At 51.4% G+C, this 23545-nt stretch carries 19 protein-coding genes and 1 tRNA gene; 11 read left to right on the forward strand and 9 right to left on the reverse strand.

The window, feature by feature from the left end; all coding sequences use genetic code 11:
* Positions 1-6: 6 nt before the first annotated feature.
* Entirely contained in the window at positions 7-618 is a 612-nt protein-coding gene (locus HMPREF9156_RS0101305; RefSeq protein ID WP_007148130.1) for a response regulator transcription factor, read from the reverse strand.
* 192 nt (positions 619-810) lie between these two features.
* Between HMPREF9156_RS0101305 and HMPREF9156_RS0101310 the strand changes: the two genes are divergently transcribed.
* From HMPREF9156_RS0101310 to HMPREF9156_RS0101320, 3 genes are all read left to right on the forward strand, one after another.
* Positions 811-1731 carry an ABC transporter ATP-binding protein gene (locus HMPREF9156_RS0101310; RefSeq protein WP_007148131.1) on the forward strand — a complete coding sequence of 307 codons (921 nt, stop codon included), beginning with the start codon at positions 811-813 and terminating at the stop codon, positions 1729-1731.
* Entirely contained in the window at positions 1728-2465 is a 738-nt protein-coding gene (locus tag HMPREF9156_RS0101315; protein ID WP_007148132.1) for an ABC transporter permease, read from the forward strand. Before HMPREF9156_RS0101310 ends, HMPREF9156_RS0101315 begins: the two co-directional genes overlap by 4 nt.
* Before the next feature lie 131 nt (positions 2466-2596).
* Positions 2597-3787, forward strand: coding sequence for a hypothetical protein (locus HMPREF9156_RS0101320; protein WP_007148133.1), 1191 nt, complete (start codon positions 2597-2599; stop codon positions 3785-3787).
* Positions 3788-4054: 267 nt separating this feature from the next.
* Here the strand turns inward: HMPREF9156_RS0101320 and HMPREF9156_RS0101325 are convergent, their stop codons facing one another.
* Positions 4055-5419: an FtsX-like permease family protein gene (locus HMPREF9156_RS0101325; RefSeq protein WP_007148134.1), complete on the reverse strand. Its 1365-nt coding sequence runs from the start codon at positions 5417-5419 to the stop codon at positions 4055-4057.
* Positions 5416-6126, reverse strand: coding sequence for an ABC transporter ATP-binding protein (locus HMPREF9156_RS0101330; RefSeq protein ID WP_007148135.1), 711 nt, complete (start codon positions 6124-6126; stop codon positions 5416-5418). The genes HMPREF9156_RS0101325 and HMPREF9156_RS0101330 overlap by 4 nt, the downstream gene beginning before the upstream one ends.
* 211 nt (positions 6127-6337) lie before the next feature.
* On the opposite strand from HMPREF9156_RS0101330, the gene HMPREF9156_RS0101335 reads away from it, so the two are divergent.
* The 4 genes from HMPREF9156_RS0101335 (at position 6338) to HMPREF9156_RS0101350 (ending at position 11045) form a co-directional block, all read left to right on the forward strand.
* Positions 6338-7252 (forward strand): TraX family protein, encoded by a 915-nt coding sequence (locus HMPREF9156_RS0101335; RefSeq protein WP_007148136.1) that lies wholly within the window; start codon positions 6338-6340, stop codon positions 7250-7252.
* 393 nt (positions 7253-7645) lie between these two features.
* On the forward strand, positions 7646-8359 hold the full coding sequence (locus HMPREF9156_RS0101340) for a deoxynucleoside kinase (RefSeq protein WP_017147378.1): 714 nt from the start codon (positions 7646-7648) through the stop codon (positions 8357-8359).
* 383 nt (positions 8360-8742) lie between these two features.
* Entirely contained in the window at positions 8743-9690 is a 948-nt protein-coding gene (locus HMPREF9156_RS0101345; protein ID WP_007148138.1) for a zinc ribbon domain-containing protein, read from the forward strand.
* 41 nt (positions 9691-9731) lie between these two features.
* Positions 9732-11045, forward strand: a complete 1314-nt coding sequence (locus tag HMPREF9156_RS0101350; protein WP_007148139.1) for a zinc-ribbon domain-containing protein — start codon at positions 9732-9734, stop codon at positions 11043-11045.
* 14 nt (positions 11046-11059) lie between these two features.
* Here the strand turns inward: HMPREF9156_RS0101350 and HMPREF9156_RS0101355 are convergent, their stop codons facing one another.
* The 4 genes from HMPREF9156_RS0101355 to xseA all read right to left on the reverse strand — a co-directional run bounded on the left by HMPREF9156_RS0101355 (position 11060) and on the right by xseA (position 13526).
* Positions 11060-11548: a hypothetical protein gene (locus HMPREF9156_RS0101355; RefSeq protein ID WP_007148140.1), complete on the reverse strand. Its 489-nt coding sequence runs from the start codon at positions 11546-11548 to the stop codon at positions 11060-11062.
* Between the two features lie 46 nt (positions 11549-11594).
* Positions 11595-11667, reverse strand: a tRNA-Arg gene (locus HMPREF9156_RS0101360).
* A 202-nt stretch (positions 11668-11869) separates the two neighbouring features.
* Complete coding sequence (locus HMPREF9156_RS0101365) at positions 11870-12178, reverse strand: exodeoxyribonuclease VII small subunit (RefSeq protein ID WP_007148141.1); 309 nt, start codon at positions 12176-12178, stop codon at positions 11870-11872.
* 61 nt (positions 12179-12239) lie between these two features.
* Positions 12240-13526 (reverse strand): exodeoxyribonuclease VII large subunit, encoded by a 1287-nt coding sequence (xseA, locus tag HMPREF9156_RS0101370; protein ID WP_007148142.1) that lies wholly within the window; start codon positions 13524-13526, stop codon positions 12240-12242.
* A 156-nt stretch (positions 13527-13682) separates the two neighbouring features.
* On the opposite strand from xseA, the gene HMPREF9156_RS0101375 reads away from it, so the two are divergent.
* The 3 genes from HMPREF9156_RS0101375 to glnA are packed head-to-tail and all read left to right on the forward strand — an operon-like array spanning position 13683 to position 16350.
* Positions 13683-14402, forward strand: a complete 720-nt coding sequence (locus HMPREF9156_RS0101375; RefSeq protein WP_007148143.1) for a hypothetical protein — start codon at positions 13683-13685, stop codon at positions 14400-14402.
* A 42-nt stretch (positions 14403-14444) separates the two neighbouring features.
* Positions 14445-14954, forward strand: coding sequence for a hypothetical protein (locus HMPREF9156_RS0101380; protein WP_007148144.1), 510 nt, complete (start codon positions 14445-14447; stop codon positions 14952-14954).
* Between the two features lie 58 nt (positions 14955-15012).
* Positions 15013-16350, forward strand: coding sequence for a type I glutamate--ammonia ligase (glnA, locus tag HMPREF9156_RS0101385; RefSeq protein WP_007148145.1), 1338 nt, complete (start codon positions 15013-15015; stop codon positions 16348-16350).
* Between the two features lie 24 nt (positions 16351-16374).
* Here glnA and hrpA read toward each other — a convergent pair whose 3' ends face one another.
* The gene (gene hrpA, locus HMPREF9156_RS0101390) at positions 16375-20442 is read right to left on the reverse strand and encodes an ATP-dependent RNA helicase HrpA (RefSeq protein ID WP_029246306.1); all 4068 of its coding nucleotides are present in this window, start codon (positions 20440-20442) and stop codon (positions 16375-16377) included.
* A 2-nt stretch (positions 20443-20444) separates the two neighbouring features.
* Positions 20445-21152, reverse strand: coding sequence for a class I SAM-dependent methyltransferase (locus tag HMPREF9156_RS0101395; protein ID WP_007148147.1), 708 nt, complete (start codon positions 21150-21152; stop codon positions 20445-20447).
* Positions 21153-21356: 204 nt separating this feature from the next.
* On the opposite strand from HMPREF9156_RS0101395, the gene HMPREF9156_RS0101400 reads away from it, so the two are divergent.
* Positions 21357-23501 carry a hypothetical protein gene (locus HMPREF9156_RS0101400; protein WP_007148148.1) on the forward strand — a complete coding sequence of 715 codons (2145 nt, stop codon included), beginning with the start codon at positions 21357-21359 and terminating at the stop codon, positions 23499-23501.
* Positions 23502-23545: the final 44 nt, after the last annotated feature.

A 23545-nucleotide genomic window follows, 5' to 3' on the forward strand; every position in this document is an offset into this window, starting at 1 on the left:
CCTCAGTCAGTGGTTCAAATCCGACCAGGCCAGTATAAGTGCCCGGTTATTAGGCACGCCAAGTTTTTTAGCCGCATTCTGCAGGTGGGTACGGACTGTTGTCTGGCTTATACCCAGTTTTTCAGAGATCTGCTGCATTGATTCACCAGTGCACCATAAGTCCACAATCTCAGCTTCACGCGGCGACAGCTCTGTGTTTTTAGAGTTTCTGATCCTGTAAAAAGCATCCTGGGAAGAATCAAAATTGATGTTTTTATAGGGGAAGGAGGATCCGGAGCTTATCCGGATGATAGCTTCGGCAATCAGCGCCGGATCATCTTTATGGATGATCCCCTGTGCTCCGGCTGCCGCAGCCTTGCGCGCGAAACGGTCTACATTGAATGATGACATCATAAGTATCGCTGTAGAAAAATTTTCGCGTCTGATAGCTGTACATGCCAGCAGCCCGTTCATATCGGACATTGATATATCTGCAAGCAGCACTGTTGGAGGATGATGTGAAAGGCAAACGGAAACAGCCAGGGAAGATTTATCAACCGGGTCAGGGAGATGCCATCCGGGAAGATGCTTTTTCAAGGTTGCAGCAAGCACGGCAAGTGTAAACCTGTCGTTGTCCATGATAAGCAGTGATTTGCCCGTAGCCGCTCCTTCAGTGTGCCGGTACCTTGCTTATTTCAGTTTATACTTCAGCCGTTACGTATTGGCTATCCTCAGAAAAGAGGATGCCTGTTTGGGATCTGATTAATAGCTTTATAGTATCTGTTGCAGGGCAATAACAGTTTATCTGCTTTGAAGTGAAGGTTAAACGATATGAGTACGCTTACTGTTGATTCGCTGAGCAAACGGTATGGACGCAGTGCGGATCTGGCACTCGACAATATCAGTTTTCAGCTGGGCAGCGGCATGATTGCAGGGATCCTTGGCCATAATGGGGCGGGGAAATCGACATTGCTTGGTTCAATTATCGGGGAAGTGAAGGCGACGGCAGGGAAGATCGCATATGATACTTATGATCTGACTGCTTCTCCCAGGACCGCGCGTAGGATATGCTCCTTTATGCCGCAGACTTACGCGCCATTGACCGGAGTAAACCCTCAGGAAGCTTTGACCAGTGTCACAGGGATGAGAGGGCTCCCCGGCAATACTGGGGAGAGGCTTGTCCATGAATTTATGGAAGAACTGGATATCGTAGAATATGCCCGCACGCCTGAGAACAAGCTTTCAGGAGGGTACCACAGGCTGGTTTCCCTGGGAATGGCTGTAGTGCAGCAGGCTCAGGTACTTTTGCTTGATGAGCCTACTAATGATGTCGATCCGATACGCCGCAGGCTGTTGTGGAACCTGCTTCGGCGGATTGCTGATAACGGTGCTTTGGTGCTTGTTGTGACCCATAACCTCGAAGAAATACAGTCTGTAGCAGACAGGCTGCTGGTTTTTGACAGGGGTCATCTGCTTGCTGATTCGGCTCCGCCGGATTTTGCCGCGCTGTCCAATACGATCCGTTTTGAGATAAACGGGGAGTATCCTGCGCAGCTGCTGTCCGGTTTGCCGGTGGCCAACATTACGCATACTGATTCTGTGACAGCATTTGAGTGTGACCCTAATAATAAAGGGCAGATACTTAGCCGGCTGAACCAGGCTTTTATTGATGATGATACTTTTGCATTCTCAGTTTCACATGGGACTATCCAGCAGGCATATGAAAAGCTTGTGGGAAGCGAGGCATTATGAAAACTTCTCTCCGCTCGCATAAAGCACTGTTGAAATGGAGCTTTCTAAGGCATCGGTATCTGTTCGTCTCTTTTACAGTCCTTCAGATTATGTTTGCCCTTGCTATAGTTTATGGATTGACGCTGATGCTTGATATGTCCGGCGGACAGTCTGCACAGAATGTCAATACTGGTGTCTGGCAGCTATGCCTGATAACGATTGGATGCAATCTTGCCCCGCAGATGATGGCCGGGTCGATCAGCGAAGGGTTTATGGAGTATCAGAGCAATTTACCGGTCTCAAGGGTTGGTATACTCCTGTCTGACTGGCTGATCTGGGCCCTTGTCTCAGCGCCTGGAGTTGCGGCGGCAATCCTGGCCGGATGGGCACGGTTCGGATTGGTTCCCCAGAATCCAGGGCTGCTGATACTCCTTCTGCTGCTGTGTATGCTGGTCAACCTTTCTTTTGGCTATACAATGGCTTTATGGTTCCCTCCGGATACTGTGACAATAGTCGGCCAGGCCGTTATGTTTGTTGCTATGCTGTTCTCCCCGATACTGTATTCGTCGGATAAGCTCCCGCATTTTATTGTTGCTTTTCATAATTGCCTTCCGTTTGTCCCTATGCATCGGCTGATACTCGCAGCTGCTTCCCCGGGAAGCTCACAGATGAATTGGCCGGATCTTGCTGTTGTCCTGGTGTGGCTGTTTGCCTGCTCCGGCATCTGCATGGCTGGGCTTTACAAAAGGAAATGAGAGGCTGGAGGGCAAACCTGTAGCGTTACAGTTTTCCTGTTTTTGAGTATGGAATTGTTGCGACACGTTACTTTTTGCGAATCATAAGGCCGAGGTAATATATAAGAACAGAAAGGAAAGGGTTATCAAAGGTGAGTAACGAACTTTTACCAGAAAATGCTGGCAGCACAAACAGTAATGCCGTAGTTGATATTGCGTATTATCCACCGATGGTAGGGAAAGATATCAGTCTTTCCGAGACCGGAGGAAAATTCGGTAAGAAGATATCCATGAGTGAGGTTGGCTCTTTCGGCGCCTTCTTTACAGAGGCGATTAAGGCAATCCCACTTGAACATTCTGCGGGGCAGGGGCTTTATAGAGTCACTTTTAAACAGGGGGTCCATGGTTCTCTCGCCAGGTTTCACGATGGGAGTGGCTATCTGGGGGCTATTTTTGATAAACCTGGACATATCGCTGGACAGGCTCGGCTCAATAAAGTAAATTTTAATCCTGCTGCCGTTAATCCTACTGTAATGCTAGTAACGGTAACAATGGCCTCAATGTCAAAACAGCTAGACGAAATTGAAGAAAAACAGCAGGAAATACTTGATTTTCTTATACAAGACAAAGAAGCGAAATTACGGGGTGACTTGGACACCCTTAATGATGTTATGAACAATCTTAAGTTCAATTCAGAAAATGAGAACTGGATCCGTCTCAAGCTTAACCTGATACAGGAGATTAAGCGTGATTCTAAGAATAATATAGGTTTTTATGAAGAGAGGGTCAAGGCGATAGTGGACAAGAATGATTTGATCCATCTGGATACACGAAATAAAGAAAGACTTACCACTTTGCTTAAAGAGTTCAAAAACTATCAGACTGCACAGTATTTATATGCTTTTTCGGCTTTTCTTGAAGTAATGCTGCTGGGCAACTTTGATACGGATTATTTAAGTAATTGCTCTAATAAAATCAGAAAGTATGAGCAGAGCTACCACGAATTATATCTACAAAGTCAGGAAAAGTTTACAGAATATGTAAAAGGGTCTGTCAAACATAGAATTATGGGAGGTGTCGCACGGGTCAGTAAATTTGCCGGTGGTACCATTGCGAAGATACCTCGCATCAGTAATGGCCAGGTTGATGAGAACCTTATTGCAGCAGGGGAACATATTGATGATCTTGGTGAGGGGTCAGTGAAAAAGATGACTGAGAAGCTTTCAGCCGCGGAAGATGGAGGGACCGGTGTATTTGCGGACAATATTATGATGCTTGACCGGATTGGTAATAAGCCTGTAGCATTCCTTACTGATGGGAAAGACCTGTTTATTGAAGGATAATTTATTTCTGCTGGTTACTCTGCTGGAACTGGCAGACCTCTCATCCTGCCCGAAGAGGTACCTGAATGGCAGGCAGGAAGGAATGCGCACTTAGTAAAGAATACGGTCAGGTAAAGAGTACTGTCAGGAATACAGGTTTCCTTTATTTTGCCCATTGATACCGTCCTGCCTGTATATCCTTGCCGATATCCGCCAATAGTACTGTTTGCATGGGATAGTAGGAGACAGCAGGGAATAATAGCTAGGGGGAGGCTGTCTGTATGCCGGTCAGTCATCCTGTCTTACCATCTGCCTGGCTACCTGTCGGGAAGCTATGTGCGAAGCCGTCCCTCCCAGTATGATCAGCAGGACGCATGCTGTGACCATACCCAGATAGGTAGGGAGGAACGAGGCCACTTCCATGCCGGCTGCTGCAGGGCTTAGGAGCAGCAGCCCCATCAGCGCAGAGATCACTGTGATGACCAGCAGCGGGGTGGCTGTTTCAATGCGCCGGGCTTTATCAAGGATCTTACGGTCAGCCCCCTCCAGCGCAAGGCTGATGTACTGGTCGGACTGGTCATAGACCATTGCGCTTTGCGTGACCATAGCTGATACTGCAGCCAGAAGGGCGACGAACCCCAGCGTGAGCATCCCTCCCAGGCCGACGTCGTGGCTGGCGATCACCTGGCTTGGCCTTTGCTGGCTGCTTGTCCCTGCTGCCGATGCTGCAGCTGCGGTTATTGAGCATACAAAAATGGCCAGGCCCACTCCTGCTGTTGATCTCCATGCACGCTTGGGGTCGTCCAGCAGCCTGCGAAGCCCTATAAGGCTGGCAGCACTTCGCGGATGCCTCACGCATATCTTTGCCCAGACTTTGATGACCCATGGCCCCACAAGGTTCAGCACGCCAACTGAGATCCCCAGGCCGGCAGCTCCGACTAGCCCCATAACAAGGATGCCGGCGTCTTTCCCCAGGCGTATGGAGAATGCGATCAGGACTATCAGGAAGAAGGCTGCTCCTATAATGGCACGGCGTTTAGTCACTTTTACTCCGGATGCCCTCATGCTCACGCCCAGCGGGGTCACGTTCACCCTGTGCAGTGAAAACAGCGCGGACAGCACGCAGATAAGGGTAATAACAGCAACTGCAGCCAGCATAAGAGGTATCCCTACCCACAGCTGGCTGAAGGTGAAGGGCACTCCCTGGAAAACGAGGAGCCGTACCAGAGGGATCGCTGCCATATAAAGGAGGCATCCGACCAGGGAGCCGGCAAGGGCCTGGCTGGCGCTTTCTGCAACAGTCAGCAGGGTAGTCTGGCTTTGAGTAGCTCCGATAAGCCGCAATATAGAAAGCCTGCGGTCCCGCCGCCTTAGCGTCAGCCGTGTGGCGTGCGCGGACAGGGTGATAAGCGGTGCCACTATCAGTGCGGAAGCAATACTTGCCAGGAATATGTATCCGTCTGCCTCTGACCGTATCTCACGGTCAGAAAAGATCTGTGCGGCATCCTGGCTTCGTACGAGGAACGCATGGAAGCCTCCCATGACAGTGAGGAACACTCCCATAGATACCGCGAATGCAATAACGGCAAGGATATTGATGCGCCGGTCTTCGCGGGAAGAACGCATCAGGCTTGTAAGGGTGCGGAAGTTCATGCGAGTATCCTCCCATCCTGCATGTGGATAGTCATCTGGCAGGATCTTGCTACATTAGGGTCATGGGTCACCATGATCAGGCTTGCCCCTGTACGTGCACACCAGCCTGTCAGCAGCTCAATGATCTGCTCCCCCGTAGCCTGGTCCAGCGCGCCTGTAGGCTCATCTGCAAAAATGACGGAAGGGCTGATAGCCAAAGCACGTGCTATTGCAATACGCTGGCGCTGCCCTCCGCTCATCTCGCCCGGCCTGTGGGACGCCAGCTGCTGCAGGCCCAGCCTTTCGAGCCAGTCTGATGCAGCGGCAACGGCTTTTTTATAGTCTGTCCCGGAGAGCATAAGGGGGAGCGCAACATTTTCCTCAGCGCTGAGTTCTTCGATTAGCTGCCCCGACTGGAAAACGAAGCCGAAATCGGACCGCCGCAGGCGTGTGCGGTATGCATCAGGCAGTGTTGCCATATCGCGGTTTTTATATACCACGGTCCCCTGGGTCGGCCTGAGGATTCCTGCGAGTACATGGAGGAGGGTTGTTTTGCCCGACCCTGAGGGGCCCATGATAGATAAGCTTGATCCGGCTGTGATGTCCAGATTCACATTATCCAGGGCGCGTACTGCATTTGCCTGCGGATTGTCTGATCCGCCGGTCCGATAGTCCATCGTTACGTTTCTTGCCATAAGCACAGGCACTGTGCGTTCATCTCCCGGCATTTCTCCCGCCTTTCATAAATAGATAGCTGGTGCTTTCACATTTAGTATAAGCTTGAGAAGTTTCCGGTTTTATCAGGAAGCACCCTGAAATCACCCTGAAATAGGTGCGGCGGGATATCAGGGGCTTGCTCAGGGGACAGCCTTGCGCTGTAGTAAGTATATAGTTGATACAGGCATCAGATAAGGTAAATGTAGAGTATAGGATGCAAAGTTGAGTTGGAAAATAGGTACTGCACGGTTCGGCTACAGCGCGACAGTGCTTAAATGGATCGCGCTTATCACCATGACGGCCGACCATATCGGGTTTATCCTGTTCCCACAGGCCACTGCGCTGCGTGTTATAGGGCGTATCGCTATGCCGGTCTTTGCTTACCTGATTGCTGAGGGATGCCGGTATTCCCGGCATAAGCTCCGTTATTTCCTGACAGTCCTGGGGACAGGGGCTGTGTGCTCGGTGGCGGCTTACTATGCAGCAGGGGGTACCCTGTATCAGAATATCCTTATCACTTTTGCCCTTTCCATCGCAACTATCTGCAGCCTGCAGCACCTTATTGATTCGGTGGGAGGCGGTACGCTGGGCAGTATCCGCAGAGGCACAACCTACAGGAGTACAAAAGGTTCGAGAGGGCATAGGCAGGATTCTGGCAGCAGCACTGTAGAAGACAGTGAAGCCAGTATAGGATTAAGCACAGAAAACATACAGAGAGGGTTTGAGGGGAATACCGCTGAGGATGCGCCGGGATCCGCTATGCGGCTGCCCGTCCTGCTGAGCGCTGCGTGGTTCCTGGGCATGATTGCGGTTGATGGGGTACTCGGATTCCCCGCCCCATTCCTGAGCCGGATCGGGTTCAGCGTGGATTATGGTTTCATGGGCATCCTGCTGCCTGTTTTTGTTTATGCCGTCCCTAACAGGAGGCTGTGGAAGTGGCTTGCGCTTGCTGCGGGGATATGCCTTCTTACCGCCCAGATGCGGTGGCTGGAGGCGTATGCGTTCCTGGCCCTGCCTTTTGTCGCATTGTATAACGGCGAGCGCGGCAGATACCCTATGAAATATTTTTTCTACCTTTACTATCCTGCGCATATTGCATGCATCACAGGAATATCAATGCTTATATCGCAGTATTGACCCGGCGGCCTTTACAGGGCCCGTACTGCGGGAATAGCTCAATGCATCCCCATATGGCATCCCTGGTCCCCTTTCCCTATATTTATATATGTCATTTATCGTATATGCGCAAGAGAGGGGTTGTACTGCAGGCATCTCTTCTGCTTGGAGTTCGTAGAACAGCATATTCGCGGTTCCTTAATGATGTACATCACATTTCCGGCGTTTTTCAGAATCTACTACTTGTAGTACAGAAAATATTGATTTACCCGATATCTAGGGGTTCGCACCGTAAAATTTTTAGCCTGAAAACCCTTGATGAGGTTTCACTGTACTGGTAATGTTGTCATCGAGTAAGGAAAGGCCATACAGTGGCCTTCACAGGTTTTTGATTATTAAGGGGTGGGCAGAATTTTGCTGACATGCGCAGGAGTTATCTCCGCAGGAAAAAGTACTATGACAAAGATCCTCTCGGAAGAGCTGGGGACTAAGGCTTTCTTTGAACCGGTAGAGGACAACCCTGTCCTCCCTCTTTTCTACAGGGGGAACAAGATGGTCGAAGCCGGGGAGGCGGACAGTAATCCGTATACTTTCCTTCTCCAGGTGTTCTTCCTGAACCGCCGTTTTGCAATGATCAAGCAGGCTATGCAGGAAGACAATAACGTCCTCGACCGTTCAATCTATGAAGATTCTATCTTTATGAAAATGAATACGGACCAGGGGCATGCAACCGAGGAGGAGTGGAATATTTATAAGTCCCTTCTTAATAACATGCTTGAAGAATTGCCGTATGCGGCAAAGAAAAAATCCCCCGACCTGATGATCATGATTGACGTAAACCTTGAGACCATGCTCCATCGCATCAAGAAGCGCGGGCGTGACTATGAACAGATCGATACAGACCCGTCGCTGGTGAAATACTATGGTTCCCTGATCAAGTACTATGATGAGTGGAAGGCTACTTACGACAAATCCCCGCTGCTTATTATCGACGGCAATAAGCTGGATTTTGTAGAGGATCCTGGTGACCGCAATACTGTACTCAACATGATCGAAGAGAAGATGGTCGATGTTGGCACGCTTGAACAGGCTCGGTACGATGACCTGCGTGCCAGGCGCGAAGACTGATTTTTAATATAATCCGTTTAAGGCTCCGGCGTGCGCGCCAGGGCTTTTTGTTTACCGTATATAAATTGGCAGGATTAAGGCCGTGAGTTGGGGGAGTGCGGTTTAGAACCGGCGAGTCCAGCTAATTTGAGTGTAGATGTGTATCCGCGCTCTTAAGGCGTTTAGGTCCCTGGTGGTAAAACACGCAGATATACGAATGAAAAATGTGGAAAACCGCCACAATGGATTTTGTATCTGCGTGTTTTACCACCAGCGGTTGTGGATCGGAGGGGGAGTGGGACTCTTACCGGGTAATGAGGCTCGGCGGTGACGTGTACTAGTATGGGGCAAGGGTGCATAATCACATCAGGTAAAATTTGTAAAATATGCGAAAGGACAGATAAATGAAAATTTGCAGCCAATGTTCTGCGCAAAATCCCGATAATGCCCGGTTCTGCCGTAATTGCGGCACGCAGCTCAATGCAGGCGCAGGCCCGATAGGAGGAGGCCAGGCTCCAGGCCAGCCTGCTTCCGCACCGGCGTTTGTACAGGATCCGGCACCTGCGCCGGATCCTGCACCAGTACCTGCTTCTACGCCATCCCCGGTGTCCGCTCCTGCTCCGGTTTCTGCCCCGGGATCTGAGCAGGTTCCCGGAATAGCCCATGGAGTGCCGTATAGCCCTGCAAACCCTCAGACTGGCGGAGTTAAACCTGATAAGACAAATGAGGCCAAAGCTTTCTCTGCATGGCTGGTTTCTGCCCTGAAAAGGCCAAGCGGTTCGTATGCGACCCATTCCTGGTGGGCGTTCGTTGTTATGGCTGTTATGTCGCTTCTTCCAGCGCTGCAGATAATTATTATTGCGAATAAAGCAGTAGGCACCTCCCTCTCAGTTTTTGGCAGGCATATATCCATCCCCTCAGGGGCAGGTGCAGGCATTTTAGTATCTGTTTTCTTCAGGCTGTGGCTGATCTTTGCCCTGATATTCTATACCGCGGTACTGCTCGCGTTCGTTGGCCGGAAGCTGTTCGGGGAACCAACTACATTCCTGCAGATGCATGACGCAATGGTGCAGCGCTTCCTCCCTGCAGCTATTGCCGTAACGGTTTCTTTCCTGCTGTCCTTATTCGGCGTTGGTGCCCTTTCGCTGATTATCATTCTGATAACCCTTTCGTTCATCATGGCTGTCCCTTCTGTTGTTGTCAGCCAGTCGGAGAACAGGCGTGCTGCCGATGGGTTCCTGCTGTGGTGTGCCTTTTTCGTGATCACACTTATCGCTTTGGCCGTTCTTGGCACTGTTATCAGTTCTATAGTCCTTGGCGGGGCACAGGATATTATTAATTGGGGTTTTTAACGGGCAACTTAAGGTTGGCGCAAGAAGTAAGGATTTAGAGTATGTTTTGTACGAATTGCGGTGCCAGCAACAGTGCAGATAACAAATTCTGTATTGCATGCGGTGCATCATTGCGTAACACGGCTGTCAATATCGGCAGAGCTGGCGGAGCCCGTATAGCCCATACAGCCGGTACCGCCCAGCAGGAAACTGCAGTTATGCAGCCGATAGATACTGCATATAGCACCGGCACACCTCCGGCTTTTGCCCCTCGGACGGCAGAGGATACAGGTGTACTGCCCGCAGCTGGGACCGCGGATATGGCTGCCGCGCCGAAACGGCGTATAAAGAGAAGCACTGTCATAGTGCTTACCGTTTTCGGGGTGCTGGCTGCCGGGCTGGTCATAGCGTATTTCATACTGCTCAATACTGTTTTTTCTGAGCGGAATGTGGTCAATGATTATGTTAATGCCATTGCCAACGGGCAGTACGCAAAAGCAACGAAACTTGTTGACCCCGGTGTCAGCAATGAGGCCCGTGCTTTATTTACCGATGTTATTGCCAGGGATCCGAAGGACCGTATCCAACAGGTGTCTGTAGGGGATATAACTAAAGACACTGCGCAGAACGGCAGGAAGCATAAAGTTACTGTTACCTATACGGTGAACGGGGTAAAGCAGTCTTCGACCTTAACACTGGAACCCAGCGGAAAGCGCTTCCTTATTTTTGATTCGTGGAAGATAACTACCCCCATGATCGAGAAAAGGGATCTGGCTATCCCTTCACTCCTCGACAGTATTGTGGTGAATGGAGTAACAGTAAAACTGGCAGGATACGAGGCCGGCGGAAGTTCCGGGACATCATATTCCCTGCCGAGCTATCCGGGTATGCTCAGGATTTCAGCCCCGAAGTCCCCTTATTGGGAATCGGAAACCGTATCGTCAGGGGAAACTGCTGGAGCTACCGCAATTTTAGAATTGACTGCTACGCAGAAGCTTAAGCAGGCTGTCCTGGATCTTGTCAGGCAGAAGGTAAAAGCGTGTGTCGCATCCTCTGCACTGTCCAAAGAGGGATGTGATTTCTCAAATGGATCCTTTGAATCATACAGCACCAGTTCAACAGCCTATACTGATATCACACGTACCGTAACGCAGGAACCTGCATTTGATTCCTCTGATTCCCTTGACATATCTGCCGGGACATTCAGGACATCGCGTATTGATGTTTCGATCCATTATAAATACCGGTATAGTGAAGATGAATCATGGCAGGATGGCGATACTTCGGATTCAGGACGGCTGGAAGGGACTTTCTCAGTGAAAAATGGGAAATTATCTGTCAGCTACACCTATGATTCAGGCGCATCCTGGCAGTAAACTGTCCTGGCTGGTCAGCCTTTACGGCCTGACCTTTTCCGGATGAGGCGGATCAGCCTTCCAAGCCCATAAGGGACAAATATGACAGGGATATACGCGACGGTATATTTGAGCAAGTCTATAAGCGGATAATATGAAAAATCAAGCACAAAACTGCCGGCAAGACGGAAGCATGTAGTACTGCTCCCGGGAAGCACACCATTGGTGCAGCTATCCATAAAAATAAGCGCCGCAGGGACCAGCGCAATAAATGTCATGATGAAACACACGATAGGGTAGAGCCACGTAGTTTTATACATAATGCCGAGTACCAGGCCGGTAATTATAAGTGCTGCCGGCCAGAAAATAATGATTCCGAAAGCTATAGATTTGCTGATAGTGTTATGTGTGTCATTGTAATACTGGTCGGCCAGCGTAAAAGCATACAGTGCAAAAATAAGTATCCAGCAGATGACCATGCTGCGGCTGGCTATATGGTGCTTAGCGGTATTACGTTTTTCCATAATGAGCCCCTTTGCCTATGCGGATTTCCAATACATGCGGAACATGTGCCCTGGATGCGATTCGAACGCACGACACCCACTTTAGGAGAGTGGTGCTCTATCCCCTGAGCTACCAGGGCAGTTTTCAATTAAGCAGGCCGGCGTATGCACTGGAGCCTGCACGTATCTATCATACAGGAGTCTTAAACTTTTTGGCGCGGAGTTTCTCCTGTCAGGGTTTGAAGGTACCTAAGGCTGGTACTGATAGTGGTAGTGATAGGGATGGAATAGGAGGGGTCGGGAGAGCAAAAGGCAGGCAAAGGAAGGCACCTGTCCGGCCTTTTACTCCATATTCCCCTGAGTGCCGGCATTTTCCCCTGCGCTTGCCTGATCAGCCTGCGCGGCATCAAGTTTGGCACGGACATCATCCAGTACTTCCTGGGCGCGCCTGGCCAGGGCTTCGCCCAGCTCCCACTGGCGTACCGAATTTTCCAGATCAAGCCCGCCTGCTTCGAGGGCCTGGACTGCCTCTGTAAGTTGATCGCGTGCCTGTTCATAGCTTAAAGCGCTGATCTGTGCGCGCTCCTCATCGGTAAGGGAGGAAGCTTTTCCAGTGCTTTCTGCCGGTTTTGCACCCGCTGCCTTTGCCATATTCATATCCTTAATATATCTTATATTTCTTACTGTTTATTACTTTACTGCAGTTATGCTACTACATTTTATTCTCTGCATTTTCCGGGTCCGGATCAGTGGAATCAACGGAAACGCCGGCTTTTCCGCGCCGCAGTGTTATAGTCAGCTTATCGCCGGCGGAGAGGGAAGCCGGATCATCGATTATATGCCCATCAGCATTCTGGACTACCGCGTAGCCGCGGTCAAGTGTTGACTGCGGGCTTAGGGCAGTCAGGCTTGCATGCAGCTTTTCAATGCCAAAGCCGGCTTCGTCAGCCAGACGCCGCATGCTTACATCAAGCCTGCGCGCGGAATCGTTGATCAGCAGCTGGGGCCTTTCCAGGATGGTCTGGGGATGCGTCAGGCTGGGGCGGTTCCTGTAAGCGTCAATACGCTGCTGTTCGGTATCGGCGGCTGTGCGTATGCGCTGCCTGATGCGGCGGCGCGCCTCATCAACAAGTGCCAGCTGCTCCATAACATCCGGGACAATGCGCTTTGCAGCGTCTGTAGGGGTGGATGCGCGCATATCTGCCGCCAGGTCGATCAGTGTCCAGTCATCCTCATGCCCAATAGCAGATACGATTGGGGTAACGCATGCAGCGGCGGCGCGCACTACGCCTTCATCGGAAAAACCGATCAAGTCTTCAAAAGAGCCGCCGCCCCGCGCAACGATGATCACATCAATGTCCGGGTCGGCATCAAGCTTGCGGATAGCCTCTATGACTTCAGGCGGGCATTGTGCCCCCTGCACATGCACATGTTCAATAGTGAAGTTGATAGTCGGCCAGCGGAGCCTCGCATTAGTCACGATATCGCCCTCAGCGCGCGCCTGGGGGGCGCATATTACGCCTATCCGATGGGGGAATTCCGGGATCGGCACTTTATGCGACTCGTCAAACAGCCCTTCCCCCTTGAGCTTCTTGCGCAGCTCTTCTATCTGCTGGCGGAGGTCGCCTTTACCAACCCTGCGGATATCATCGCCTATGAAACTCAGACTTGTGCGTTTCATCCATACATCAGGGTGCCCATGCACAACGACCTGGTCCCCCTGGATGAACTGCGAAGCCTGCGCTGCAAACATCCTCCACCCTGATACCTGGACGGTGACGTCTTCTGTGTTATCGCGCAATGTTATATAGGCGGAGCCCGCCCTGCGGGTATTGATCTCCTGGATCTGGCCTTCTATCCATGTTGCGGGCCAGCGTTCAACGGCATTATGGTATGCCAGGCTCAGCCTGCTTACCGGCCAGGGATTGTCAGGCGTAGTATCGGCCGCTTTTTCCGGCGGCTGTTTTGCAGTCTGCACTCCGATCTCAAAATTGGACATAATTATACTGTAATAGGCGAGTGGTACTGCTGGAGGAAGGGGGGAAAAAAAGAGGTGCCGGCCTGTATTTTTAGCGGGGAGGGAGAGAGGGAAAAGGCGCTGGCCTGATCCATGACAGCCTGCGGTGTTGGCTGCTGAGTTTGTTAAGGTAGCAGTATGAGCAATACAGATTCAGAAGATCCGCGTAAAGGTTTTGACGGCTCTGAGGACCCTGAGAACCCTGATAGCTCCGGCGGACAGGATAACCCTGACGCAATGTCTGACGAGGAAGTCAGGGATATCCTTAAAGGGTTTGAGGGGGAGTTCAGCGATTCCGATATGTCTGCTGCGGTCCCGGCTGCGCAGGATACGGGTCCGGGACCTGGATCTGCCGGATCGGATACTCCCGGCCTCAGTGACGATGAGCTTAGCGAATTCAGCGACCAGCTTGAGGGGGTACTGGGGAATAAAGCGAAATGTGCAATAATCATCACCCAGCTGCGCTCTGCGCGTTTTCTTGCTGCCCTGTGTTCCCTCACAGATATTTCAGCGCAGTGCATTGATTCGCAGAACGGGGCATGCGCTGTTCTGCGCGAGCTTGACGGCAGCGGCCCTGAAGATGCTGCACGGGGGCTGACAGAGGCTGTTAACGGTTTAGCGGCAGTCCTTGCCGTCAACCGTGCCGATAAAGTCGATATGCATCTGTGGGTCGGAGGGAAGGAGGGGACATCATATGCGCCTCCTATAATACTGTCATCGGCGCCGTTATTCGTTGAAGATATGCTCACAGGGTCTTTGACTGTGCAGGAGGTCATCAGTGAAGGCACCCATGTTGAAGATAGCGGTTCCATAAGTAAAGTTGAGGCTTACGGGATAATCGGCGAGAACCTGAAATAAACAGCAGGGGACATATAGTAGCAGGAACAGGAGGGCAGTTATATGCCGGATATATCTGATGGGATTGGGCAGCCGTCGGGCGGGGAGCCTGATTCTCCGCATAAGAAGCCGCATAAGAAGCCAAAATACAAGATCGTGAGCAACAAAGTCCTTTCTTCATGCAGCGTGATTATTGATGTAACAGCATTCCTTATATGGTTCACACGGTGTTTTACCGACGCGCTTGGTTACCGTGTATATAATAATCCCGGGCTGTGGGGATTGGAGCCGTGGGAGGATGTCAGCAATATAGTTATTTTTTTTGAGGTACTCGCGGTAATAATTTTTATCGGGTTCAGGCTGTTTGGAGCTGTCCTGCTGAGCGCGGCTGCAACTGCAGGTATCCTCTTCTGGGGGGCATCGCATTCAGATAATGGCTTATTTTTTGGACTGGGCGGGATCATCCTTTTATCCCTCCAGTTCTGTATAGCTGTGGCCGCCGCTGTTGCATTTATGGATGTGCAGTATCAGAAAGACAGGCAGTTCCAGGAGAGGCAGGTAAAGGCTGACTGACTGTACTTCACTTTGCCGGGTACTTTGTTTTGACGTGAACATGTGGCAAACTTGAAGTATGAATGCACAGCAGGAGTTTGCGCTTCGCGCGGTTGAAGAGAATGACATACGGTTCATCCGTCTGTGGTTCACAGACGTCCTTGGGCAGCTGAAATCTGTTGCTATTGCCCCGGCTGAGCTCGAAGCTGCTTTTGAAGAGGGGATAGGCTTTGATGGCTCAGCAATCGAAGGCCTTACGCGCGTATCTGAGGATGATATGCTGGTGCGGCCGGATGCTTCGACTTTCCAGATACTTCCTCTGTCCAGCGGCGAAAATTCTACAGCCCGCATGTTCTGTGATGTCCTCACCCCTGAGGGGGAGCCAAGCCTCGGGGATTCCCGGAATGTCCTGAAGAATGCGTTGGATAATGCTAAGGGGAAAGGTTTCAGCTTCTATTGCCATCCTGAAATTGAATTCTATCTGTTCAGGCATCAGGATGACTGGACCCGTCCTCCTGTCCCCATTGATGAGGGCGGCTATTTTGACCAGGTCCCGCGCAGCTCGAGTATGGATTTCCGCCGTGCTGCTGTCAGCCAGCTTGAAGATCTTGGCATACCGGTCGAGTTCTCCCATCATGAAACAGGGCCGGGGCAGAATGAGATCGACCTGCGCCATGCGGGTGCTTTGAATGCTGCGGACAGCATCATGACTTTCAGGACTATTGTTAAGGAGATCTCACTTGACCGCGGGATATATGCAAGTTTCATGCCTAAACCGCTGGTAGACCAGCCGGGATCAGGCATGCATACGCATCTGTCGCTTTTTGAGGGGGATTCGAATTCATTTTATGAGGCGGGGCAGGAATTCAGTATGTCGCTTACTGCACGGCAGTTCGCCGCCGGGATCCTTTACCATGCGCAGGAGATCACAGCAGTTATGAACCAGTACGTGAATTCGTATAAACGCCTGTGGGGCGGGGCAGAGGCACCGAGCTATGTATGCTGGGGACATAATAACCGCTCGGCGCTGCTGCGCATTCCCCAGTATAAGCCCGGGAAGATCAATTCTGCGCGCATTGAGTTCCGTGCGCTTGACCCAACGTGCAATCCGTATCTTGCTTTTGCACTGCTCCTGGCTGCCGGTATTGATGGAATCGATCAGCAGATGGATCTTGAAGAGCCGACGAATGATGATGTGTGGGAACTTACGGATGCTGAACGCCAGGCAATGGGTATCAGGCCTTTGCCGGGGTCACTTGATGCTGCGCTGCGCCAGATGGAAAAGTCGGAATTTGTTGCCGGTGTCCTTGGTGAGCATGTTTTTGAATATTTCCTGCGCAATAAGCATGCGGAATGGCGTGAATACCGCCAGCAGATCACCCAGTATGAGCTTTCCAAATATCTGCCCAGGCTGTGAGTGTGCAGGCCGCTGCAGCTTCTGCTACTGAAGGGTATCCAGCAGCTTCTGCATGCGCTGGATGCTGACAGGCTGCAAAGTGCCGAGTTCCTGTGCCCACAGGGAAATAAGGAATTCCTCATACATCCATCGTATCCACTCGGCGGTTTTCAGGGCTTTATCATGCCCGGGACCGGAGGGTGTGCTGGAAGCGGCTTCACGGGCCCTGTCAACGAGGCTGCGGGCTTCGTCAGCCTGCCATGCCCACTGAACATCGCGGGATTTGTTGTCTTTTGCCTTTCTGATCCGCAGCAGGTCGGCCTGGCAGTATACAGATATGCGTGCGAGACTTTCCGGCGGGGTTTGGGCTATAAAACCGGGGAAGACCAGGGAAGCTATATGCTCGCGCACAGACTGCAGCACGGATAACAGCGGCAGATCGGCAGTTCCGGAAACCGCATGGCTGGTATCGCCGTAAGACTGAAGATCCCTGACAACATCCTTTGCCACCGCATATACGGTATCTTCGTAAATATCTTCCACTCCTGATACTGCCTGCGCAAGCTGTGTATCATCAGTTACCTTTCCAATATCCGGCAGAAGGCGTTTCACAGCAGCCAGCTGCAGGTCGGAAACCAGCTTTCGGGTCGAATCATAAGGGGCAGCCGCCAGCATAAGCGCTTCATCCCCCAGCCACCGTGATGAAATACGTTCTGCAGGAAGCGCAAGGTGCTTCACGGCCTCATCCCATAACATCTGCGAGCGGGGGACTGCTGAGGCGCCCGCCTGGCTGAGGAGGTTTGCCTTGGCAACATTCTTCCCCTGGGCCTGTGCTTTGCGCGCTTTCTTTTCCACATGTTTACGGGCACTGTGCCGGGCCGCTTCATCAAACCTGTTCTGGAGTTCTGCCAAGTCTTTTGATACCCCCAGGGTCTCTGCCTGTGATGCGGAAGCTGAAGAGTAGAGCACGGATCCAGGTGCCGCTGCCGGGGAAGGCTTCTGCTTGGTATCCCGTTCTACGCTGAAGGTCATGCGCACATAGCCGGGAAGGCGCGCAATCTGTTGTGCATTGAAAACTTCAGGATGTATCTGTGCACCGGCAACGGCTATCGCGGCCTGGGTGAAGACATGGGAGAATTCGGGGACCTCTTCCGACCATTCAGCTGTCCCGGGAAGGTTGGGATACCGGGTACTGATCCATTCGCGGATCTTCCGCGCAGTATCCGGCGCGGGTATAAGCTGTACGCGCAGTGTTTTAGGAAGGGATTTGATAGTCGCCGTGATCAGGTCATCAAGGAGCCCCGGGACATTCCAGGTGAATTCCTGCGGTCGTATGCGCGAGAGTGCTGACAGAGGTATGTGGACGGTCACGCCGTCGCGTTCAGACCGCGTGTCGTATATGTAACTGAGCCTGAGAGGGATCGTGGAGCCGTCTGTGCCGGCAGCATGCCAGTAATCCGGGTATGCATCAATGCTGAAGCCGGTATCTGCGCCGGAAAGCCTCTCTACGCTGTCTGCAGTGAAATCAAGAAGGTCGGGCTGCTTGGCATGTTCTTTCTTCCACCATGAACCGAGTGCTGCAACAGATGTTATACCCTGCGGAAGTTTTGAATCATAAAAAAGGAAAAGGTCATCATCATTCACGCTGTCTGCGATGCGGCGCGTGCGGTGTGTTTCCTCACCGGCCTGGTCAATAGCCTGGCGGTTGCGTTCCACAAAAGAATCATAGGGGAAACGCTGGCGGATATCACCGTCAACAAGCCCTTGCCTGATAAGGAATTCCCGCGCCTGCTGAGGGTTTATCCGCGCCCATTGGACAGGACGGTCCTGCACGATGGGCAGCCCATACAGGAGTACGGTGGACTTGGCAATTGCTGCGCCCTGGGCGCCTGACCAGTGCGGCTCAGCGTAAGCCGTACGTGTGAGGTGCTTTCCCAGGGATTCCGCCCACTCCGGTTTTATGGCTGCTGCGCTGCGCGCCCACAGGCGGGAAGTCTCAACAAGTTCTCCGGCCATGACCCACTCCGGCGTAGCTTTGAAAACTGCTGATGCAGGGAAAAGCGAAAAATGTATCCCGCGCGATCCCCGGTAATTGTTTTTTAATGTTTTTTGCGCCCGTTTCAAAGCGCGAGCCTTCTGTGCCTTGTTTAAGCCGGCGAAGTCTGATGCCTTGGGTTCGCGGATAGTCTGCATCCCCATGGAACTGAGCAGCCCGCTGAGCATTGCAGTATGGATGCTGTCGCTGTCCCATGAACAGCACAGGCTATGTGCGGACTGCTGGGCCTGGGGGAGCTGCCGGATAGCGATATCAGGGCGGGAAATGGGGAAAGGCCCTCCCACTTTCCATCTCATCTCTGCGCACACTGAGCACAGCTGCCCGTAGAGGTCAGCCCACTGCCGCATGCGAAGGTAATTCATGAATTCAGCTTTGCAGGCCTTTCTCAGGGCGGAATTACTCAGCTTCCCATCCGCCTGGAAAAAGCGGTCCCATATGTTCAGGGCGGTTATAAAATCGCTGGAGCTGTCCGCATAACGGTTATGGATCCGATCTGCTTCTTCAGCTTTATCATCCGGGCGCTCGCGCGGGTCCTGAAGGCTGAGGAAGGCTGTAATAACCAGCACTGCAGCAAGGGTATCTGCAGACATTCGGGATGCCTGGACCATCATGCGGCCAAGCCGTACATCGATGGGTATGCGCGCCAGGCGCCGGCCGATCCCCGTAAGCACAATATCACCGTGCTTACGCTTGACGGCACCCAGTTCGGTAAGTTCATTGAACCCGTCTGTTACCGAGCGCATGTCCGGCGGATCTATAAAGCCAAAACCGGTGATATCATCAGCCGTCCGGGCAACACCCGCGGAAAGCATCTGAAGGATGACTGCCCCCAGGGAGGTGCGCTGGATCTCGGGGTCTGTGAACCGCGGACGTGACCCATAATCTTCCTGGGAATATAAACGGACAGCGATCCCGTCGGCAATACGTCCGCACCGTCCGGCGCGCTGGTCTGCGCTGGCCTGCGAAATGGCTTCAACAGGGAGCCGCTGTACTTTCGCAGTTTTAGAATACCGTGAAATGCGGGCAAAACCGGGATCCACCACAAAACGGATCCCCGGGACAGTAAGCGATGTTTCAGCAACATTCGTTGCAATAATGATCCTCTGATGTTCGTGCGGTTCAAAAACCCTATGCTGCTCTTTCGCGCTGAGACGGGCGTATAACGGTATTATTTCTATGGCATCTGCATTGCGCAGGTCAGTCTTCCGCTGGCCGAATGCACGCGATACCGCGTCTTCGTAGTCATGGATATCGCGCTCCCCAGAGGCAAAAACAAGGATATCCCGTGCGCCCCTTTCCCGCGAGGATAAAGCCGCAAGTTCCAGGCATGCCCTTGCTACAGCGTGTGCAGTGTCTGCAGAATCATCATGGGTTTTGCCTGAATTGCCGCTGCCGGTGCTGCTGTCCATATTTCCGGCCCCGGGCACTGTATCCATCAGCGCAGGTGCTCCGCCTAAAGGCTCATACACTATGCGGACAGGATATGTGCGTCCGCTCACCTCAATAACGGGTACGCCGTGCCCTGTCACATCGCTGAAATGCTTTTGGAATTTCTGGGAATCGATAGTTGCTGAAGTAATGATCAGTTTAAGGTCTTTGCGTTTATGGAGGAGCTGGCTGAGGTACCCGAGAAGGAAGTCAATATTCAGGCTGCGTTCGTGGGCCTCATCGATCATTATGGTATCGTATGCGCTGAGCAGGGGGTCGCGCTGGATGTGGGCGAGTAGTATCCCGTCAGTTGCTACGCATAAACGGGTAGAAGGGGAGCTGCGGTCTGTGAAGCGTACCCGATAGCCTATCTCATGGCCCAGGGCAGTATGCATTTCGTCTGCGATGCGTTCTGCGACTGTCCGTGCTGCAAGGCGCCGGGGCTGCGTGAGCATGATCTGCCTGCCGTGTGTACCGCGCCCAAGCTCCAGAAGCATTTTAGGTATCTGAGTCGTTTTCCCGGAGCCTGTCTGCCCGCTGACTATCACTACCTGGGATGAACGGACAGCCTGCATAATGCGTTCGCGAGCTTCGCTTACCGGGAGCTCAGCCGGATAAATGAATTCCATGCTCATGCAGATTCTCCGGAAGCGGGGAGACGGTGGACTTCAATTACCCGGTAGCCTTTGGATGACGAGTATTTGCGGACCGTATATCCCACCCTGCCTGATGAAAGTGCGGTTTTATCCCCGGGGCCGACATTCAATGATATATCTAGCCATGGGATAAGCGAGTCGGCACCGAGATTCTTCTGGACAACGAGATATGCGTATCCGTTGGTATTCAGACGGGGCAGATACATCATCAGCAGTTCGTGGAGGGCCTCTTTCCCGATGCGGATAGGGGGGTTTGACCAGATCATGTCAAAACCGGTGCGGACCCATTCATCGCCATACTCTGTTACAAGGCTTTCCGGGGTACCGGTTTTTATGTTTGCCAGCCTGTTCTGCTGTGCATTATAGCGGGTAAGGCTAACGGCACGTTCATTGATATCAGTGGCCCATACAGAAGCTTCGGGGTATTCGCGGGCCAGCGCAACGGCTATAGGGCCCCATCCGCAGCCGAGATCCAGGCAGTTCAAGACTTTCCTGCCTTCATTGATGTCAGCGGCTGCCCCCGGCGCATCTTTGAGAAGGACTGCGGTACCCGGATCAAGGCGGTGTGCGGAGAAGACGCCGTTGGATACCGCCATATCAGTAGGGATCCCGCGGATAACAGTATGGATAGTGCTTCGGGTGTCGGCAGAGGACGGGTCTGCCGAGAAATACTGTTCAGCCATGCTGCCTCCACTGTGGTCCCTGTTTGCGGACTGGTGATATCCCCTGACCCGTGCCATTATACCTGGGGACACCCGAAATGGCGCGCATCTCCCTTTCAGCAGAACAGCCGGATAAAAAACGCCTGAAGTGCCTGACTTGCAAAAATACGTGATCTTATTAAGATAAAAGTAAAAGCAGCAGAGAAACAATTAAAGAGGATTACGGTGAGGGTCAATTTTACAAAAGTACTCAGCGCTCTTAATGCAGAGAACACAGTGATCGAAAAAAAGCTTGAAGATTGCCAGGACAGGATCAGCAGGCTTTCCAAACTTGCTTTGTCTGAGTACGGGCTGCAGGGCAAGGCATATACGGCTGTGGAGGATACCATACATTCGCGTGCGCCGTTTCTCCGTGCGCAGTGGAATGCCTGGGAGGCATTGAGAAACGGCAATTCATCCCATCTTGCAGCGATCAACAGGCTTCGGGGCCAGGGTATGCATGATGAAATCGATACCGACAAATTACTTGCACGGCTGTGGGAGTGTTACAGGCAGATAGCAAAATGCAGGGACTCGCAGAATGCTTTACTGGCACCAAAACCTGAGGTTAAGGCCGACTCTTCTATACGTCTGTCCCAGCTGACAGGGGGTTCGCTGACGCTTTTGGAGCCGCTTAAAACCGGACTGCAGAAGCAGCTTGACCTTTTTTATCAGTATCAGCAGGCAGCAGCGTCATTTTATGCGGAAGCAGAGGCAAAAGTATCACTGCTGAAAGCTGCTAATGCTGATGCTGCGCTGCTTCTTTCCGGCGGGACTCCGCAGATGGAGTGGGTAGATGGTGTAGAGAGGGATTACGCCATGCATCATACGGAAGATATCAAAAAATTTATGACTCCTGCACAATATAAAGCTCTTATGGCTGCGCTCGGCAGAAAAAAGGATGGAAGCATTGATCTGGAATCTTTAGATCCAAAGAAACTGTACAGTAATGGAAAGCTTAATGAAGATTTGTGGAAAGCCCTGTATGCGCTTCCCAAAGCATACATAACCGATGGGATGGCTGCTGCGGGCGTCAGGGCGATAGAAGAAATGGCCCTCGGCACATACAACAACGATAATCCGGACTATAAAAGCATCCAGACAGTTTTGAAATGGGCATTCCCCAGTGACGGAAAGACAACAAGCCATACCCCAGGTGTGCAGCCTGTTACTCATACAGGATTTTACGTACCGGGTTATGGGCATAAGAAAGGCCCATTCTTATCTTGTATGGTTAAGGTTGCGGATGATTTAGTGCGGAGTGGGGATACCTCGAATTTGGATCTTGCCCCTCTACATTACAAAGGCAAAACTATATGTAAGGGAACATGGATGGATCTTGCTATGGTAGGCCAGATGTTGCGCATGGTTGATAGTATTAAACCTACCACTGACGGTGCTGGTGACATGAGTATTTGGACAGTTAGTAATGTGGGGGATGAGGGGCTGCTTTTTAATATCAACTTTATTGGCCCCAAGTTTACTCGAACAAATAAACTTGCGGATCTCCAAAGGGTTCCTGTACGTATGGTTATTATGAAAAGCCAATCGTATATTTACTCTTATAACAAGCGTACTGACACTGTGAAATCAATGTGGCAGGATGCAAGTATAGTGGGGTCTTCTACTGCAGTGTCAAAGTTACTGCAGGATATGCAGAAAAATAATACTCTTGAAGATTACAGTTTTTGGTCTGGCGTAGGACAATGTGCTATGGAAGAAGTTGCTAAGAAAACTATCGGCTTTCTTATTGACAGGTTTCCTGGGATGTCGCTTGCGAGAAGCATCGCTATGGCAATTGATGAGAATGAAGACAAAAAAAAGTTAAATAAACTAAGGACAACAATTGACACGTACAGGGATATAGCCAATAGCAATCCTGCACTTATTCAAGAAGGTGTTTTTGCCTTTACGTTCAGCAATCTTTCCCTATCCCAGAATGATGCGGAAATCACAATTCCAAGCCACAGCATGTTCATTCCTAGCCAACAGCAGGAGATTAATTTACGTAGTGCTATCGCATGTTTCAATGCTATTCCTCGAGATTATTGCGTACCCAGTAGTAAGCCTCTTGATTATGATGATTTTATAAAAGGTATGGCTAAACCTCTGGCACTAGATGGGTATGTGCCAGCTTTCCTTGATTGGTGTAAGCGTAATGCGGTTTTAGTGTATAAATATGATGTAGTGGATATTCATGGTGTGATGCATCATAGGGGCGATGAGGTTAAGGATATTCAGCATACTTCTAATTATAAATTTATTACTTGTAAGGATTCACGGTCTTTTTGTGATTATGAACTAAAATCTGATTTTGAGGCGGGGAGATAGTTATGGTAAGTCGGGGTGGTGGATCTTCTTTTTTGGATGACCGT

It is taken from the genome of Scardovia wiggsiae F0424, from assembly GCF_000269605.1.
Taxonomy (GTDB): Bacteria; Actinomycetota; Actinomycetes; order Actinomycetales; family Bifidobacteriaceae; genus Scardovia; species Scardovia wiggsiae.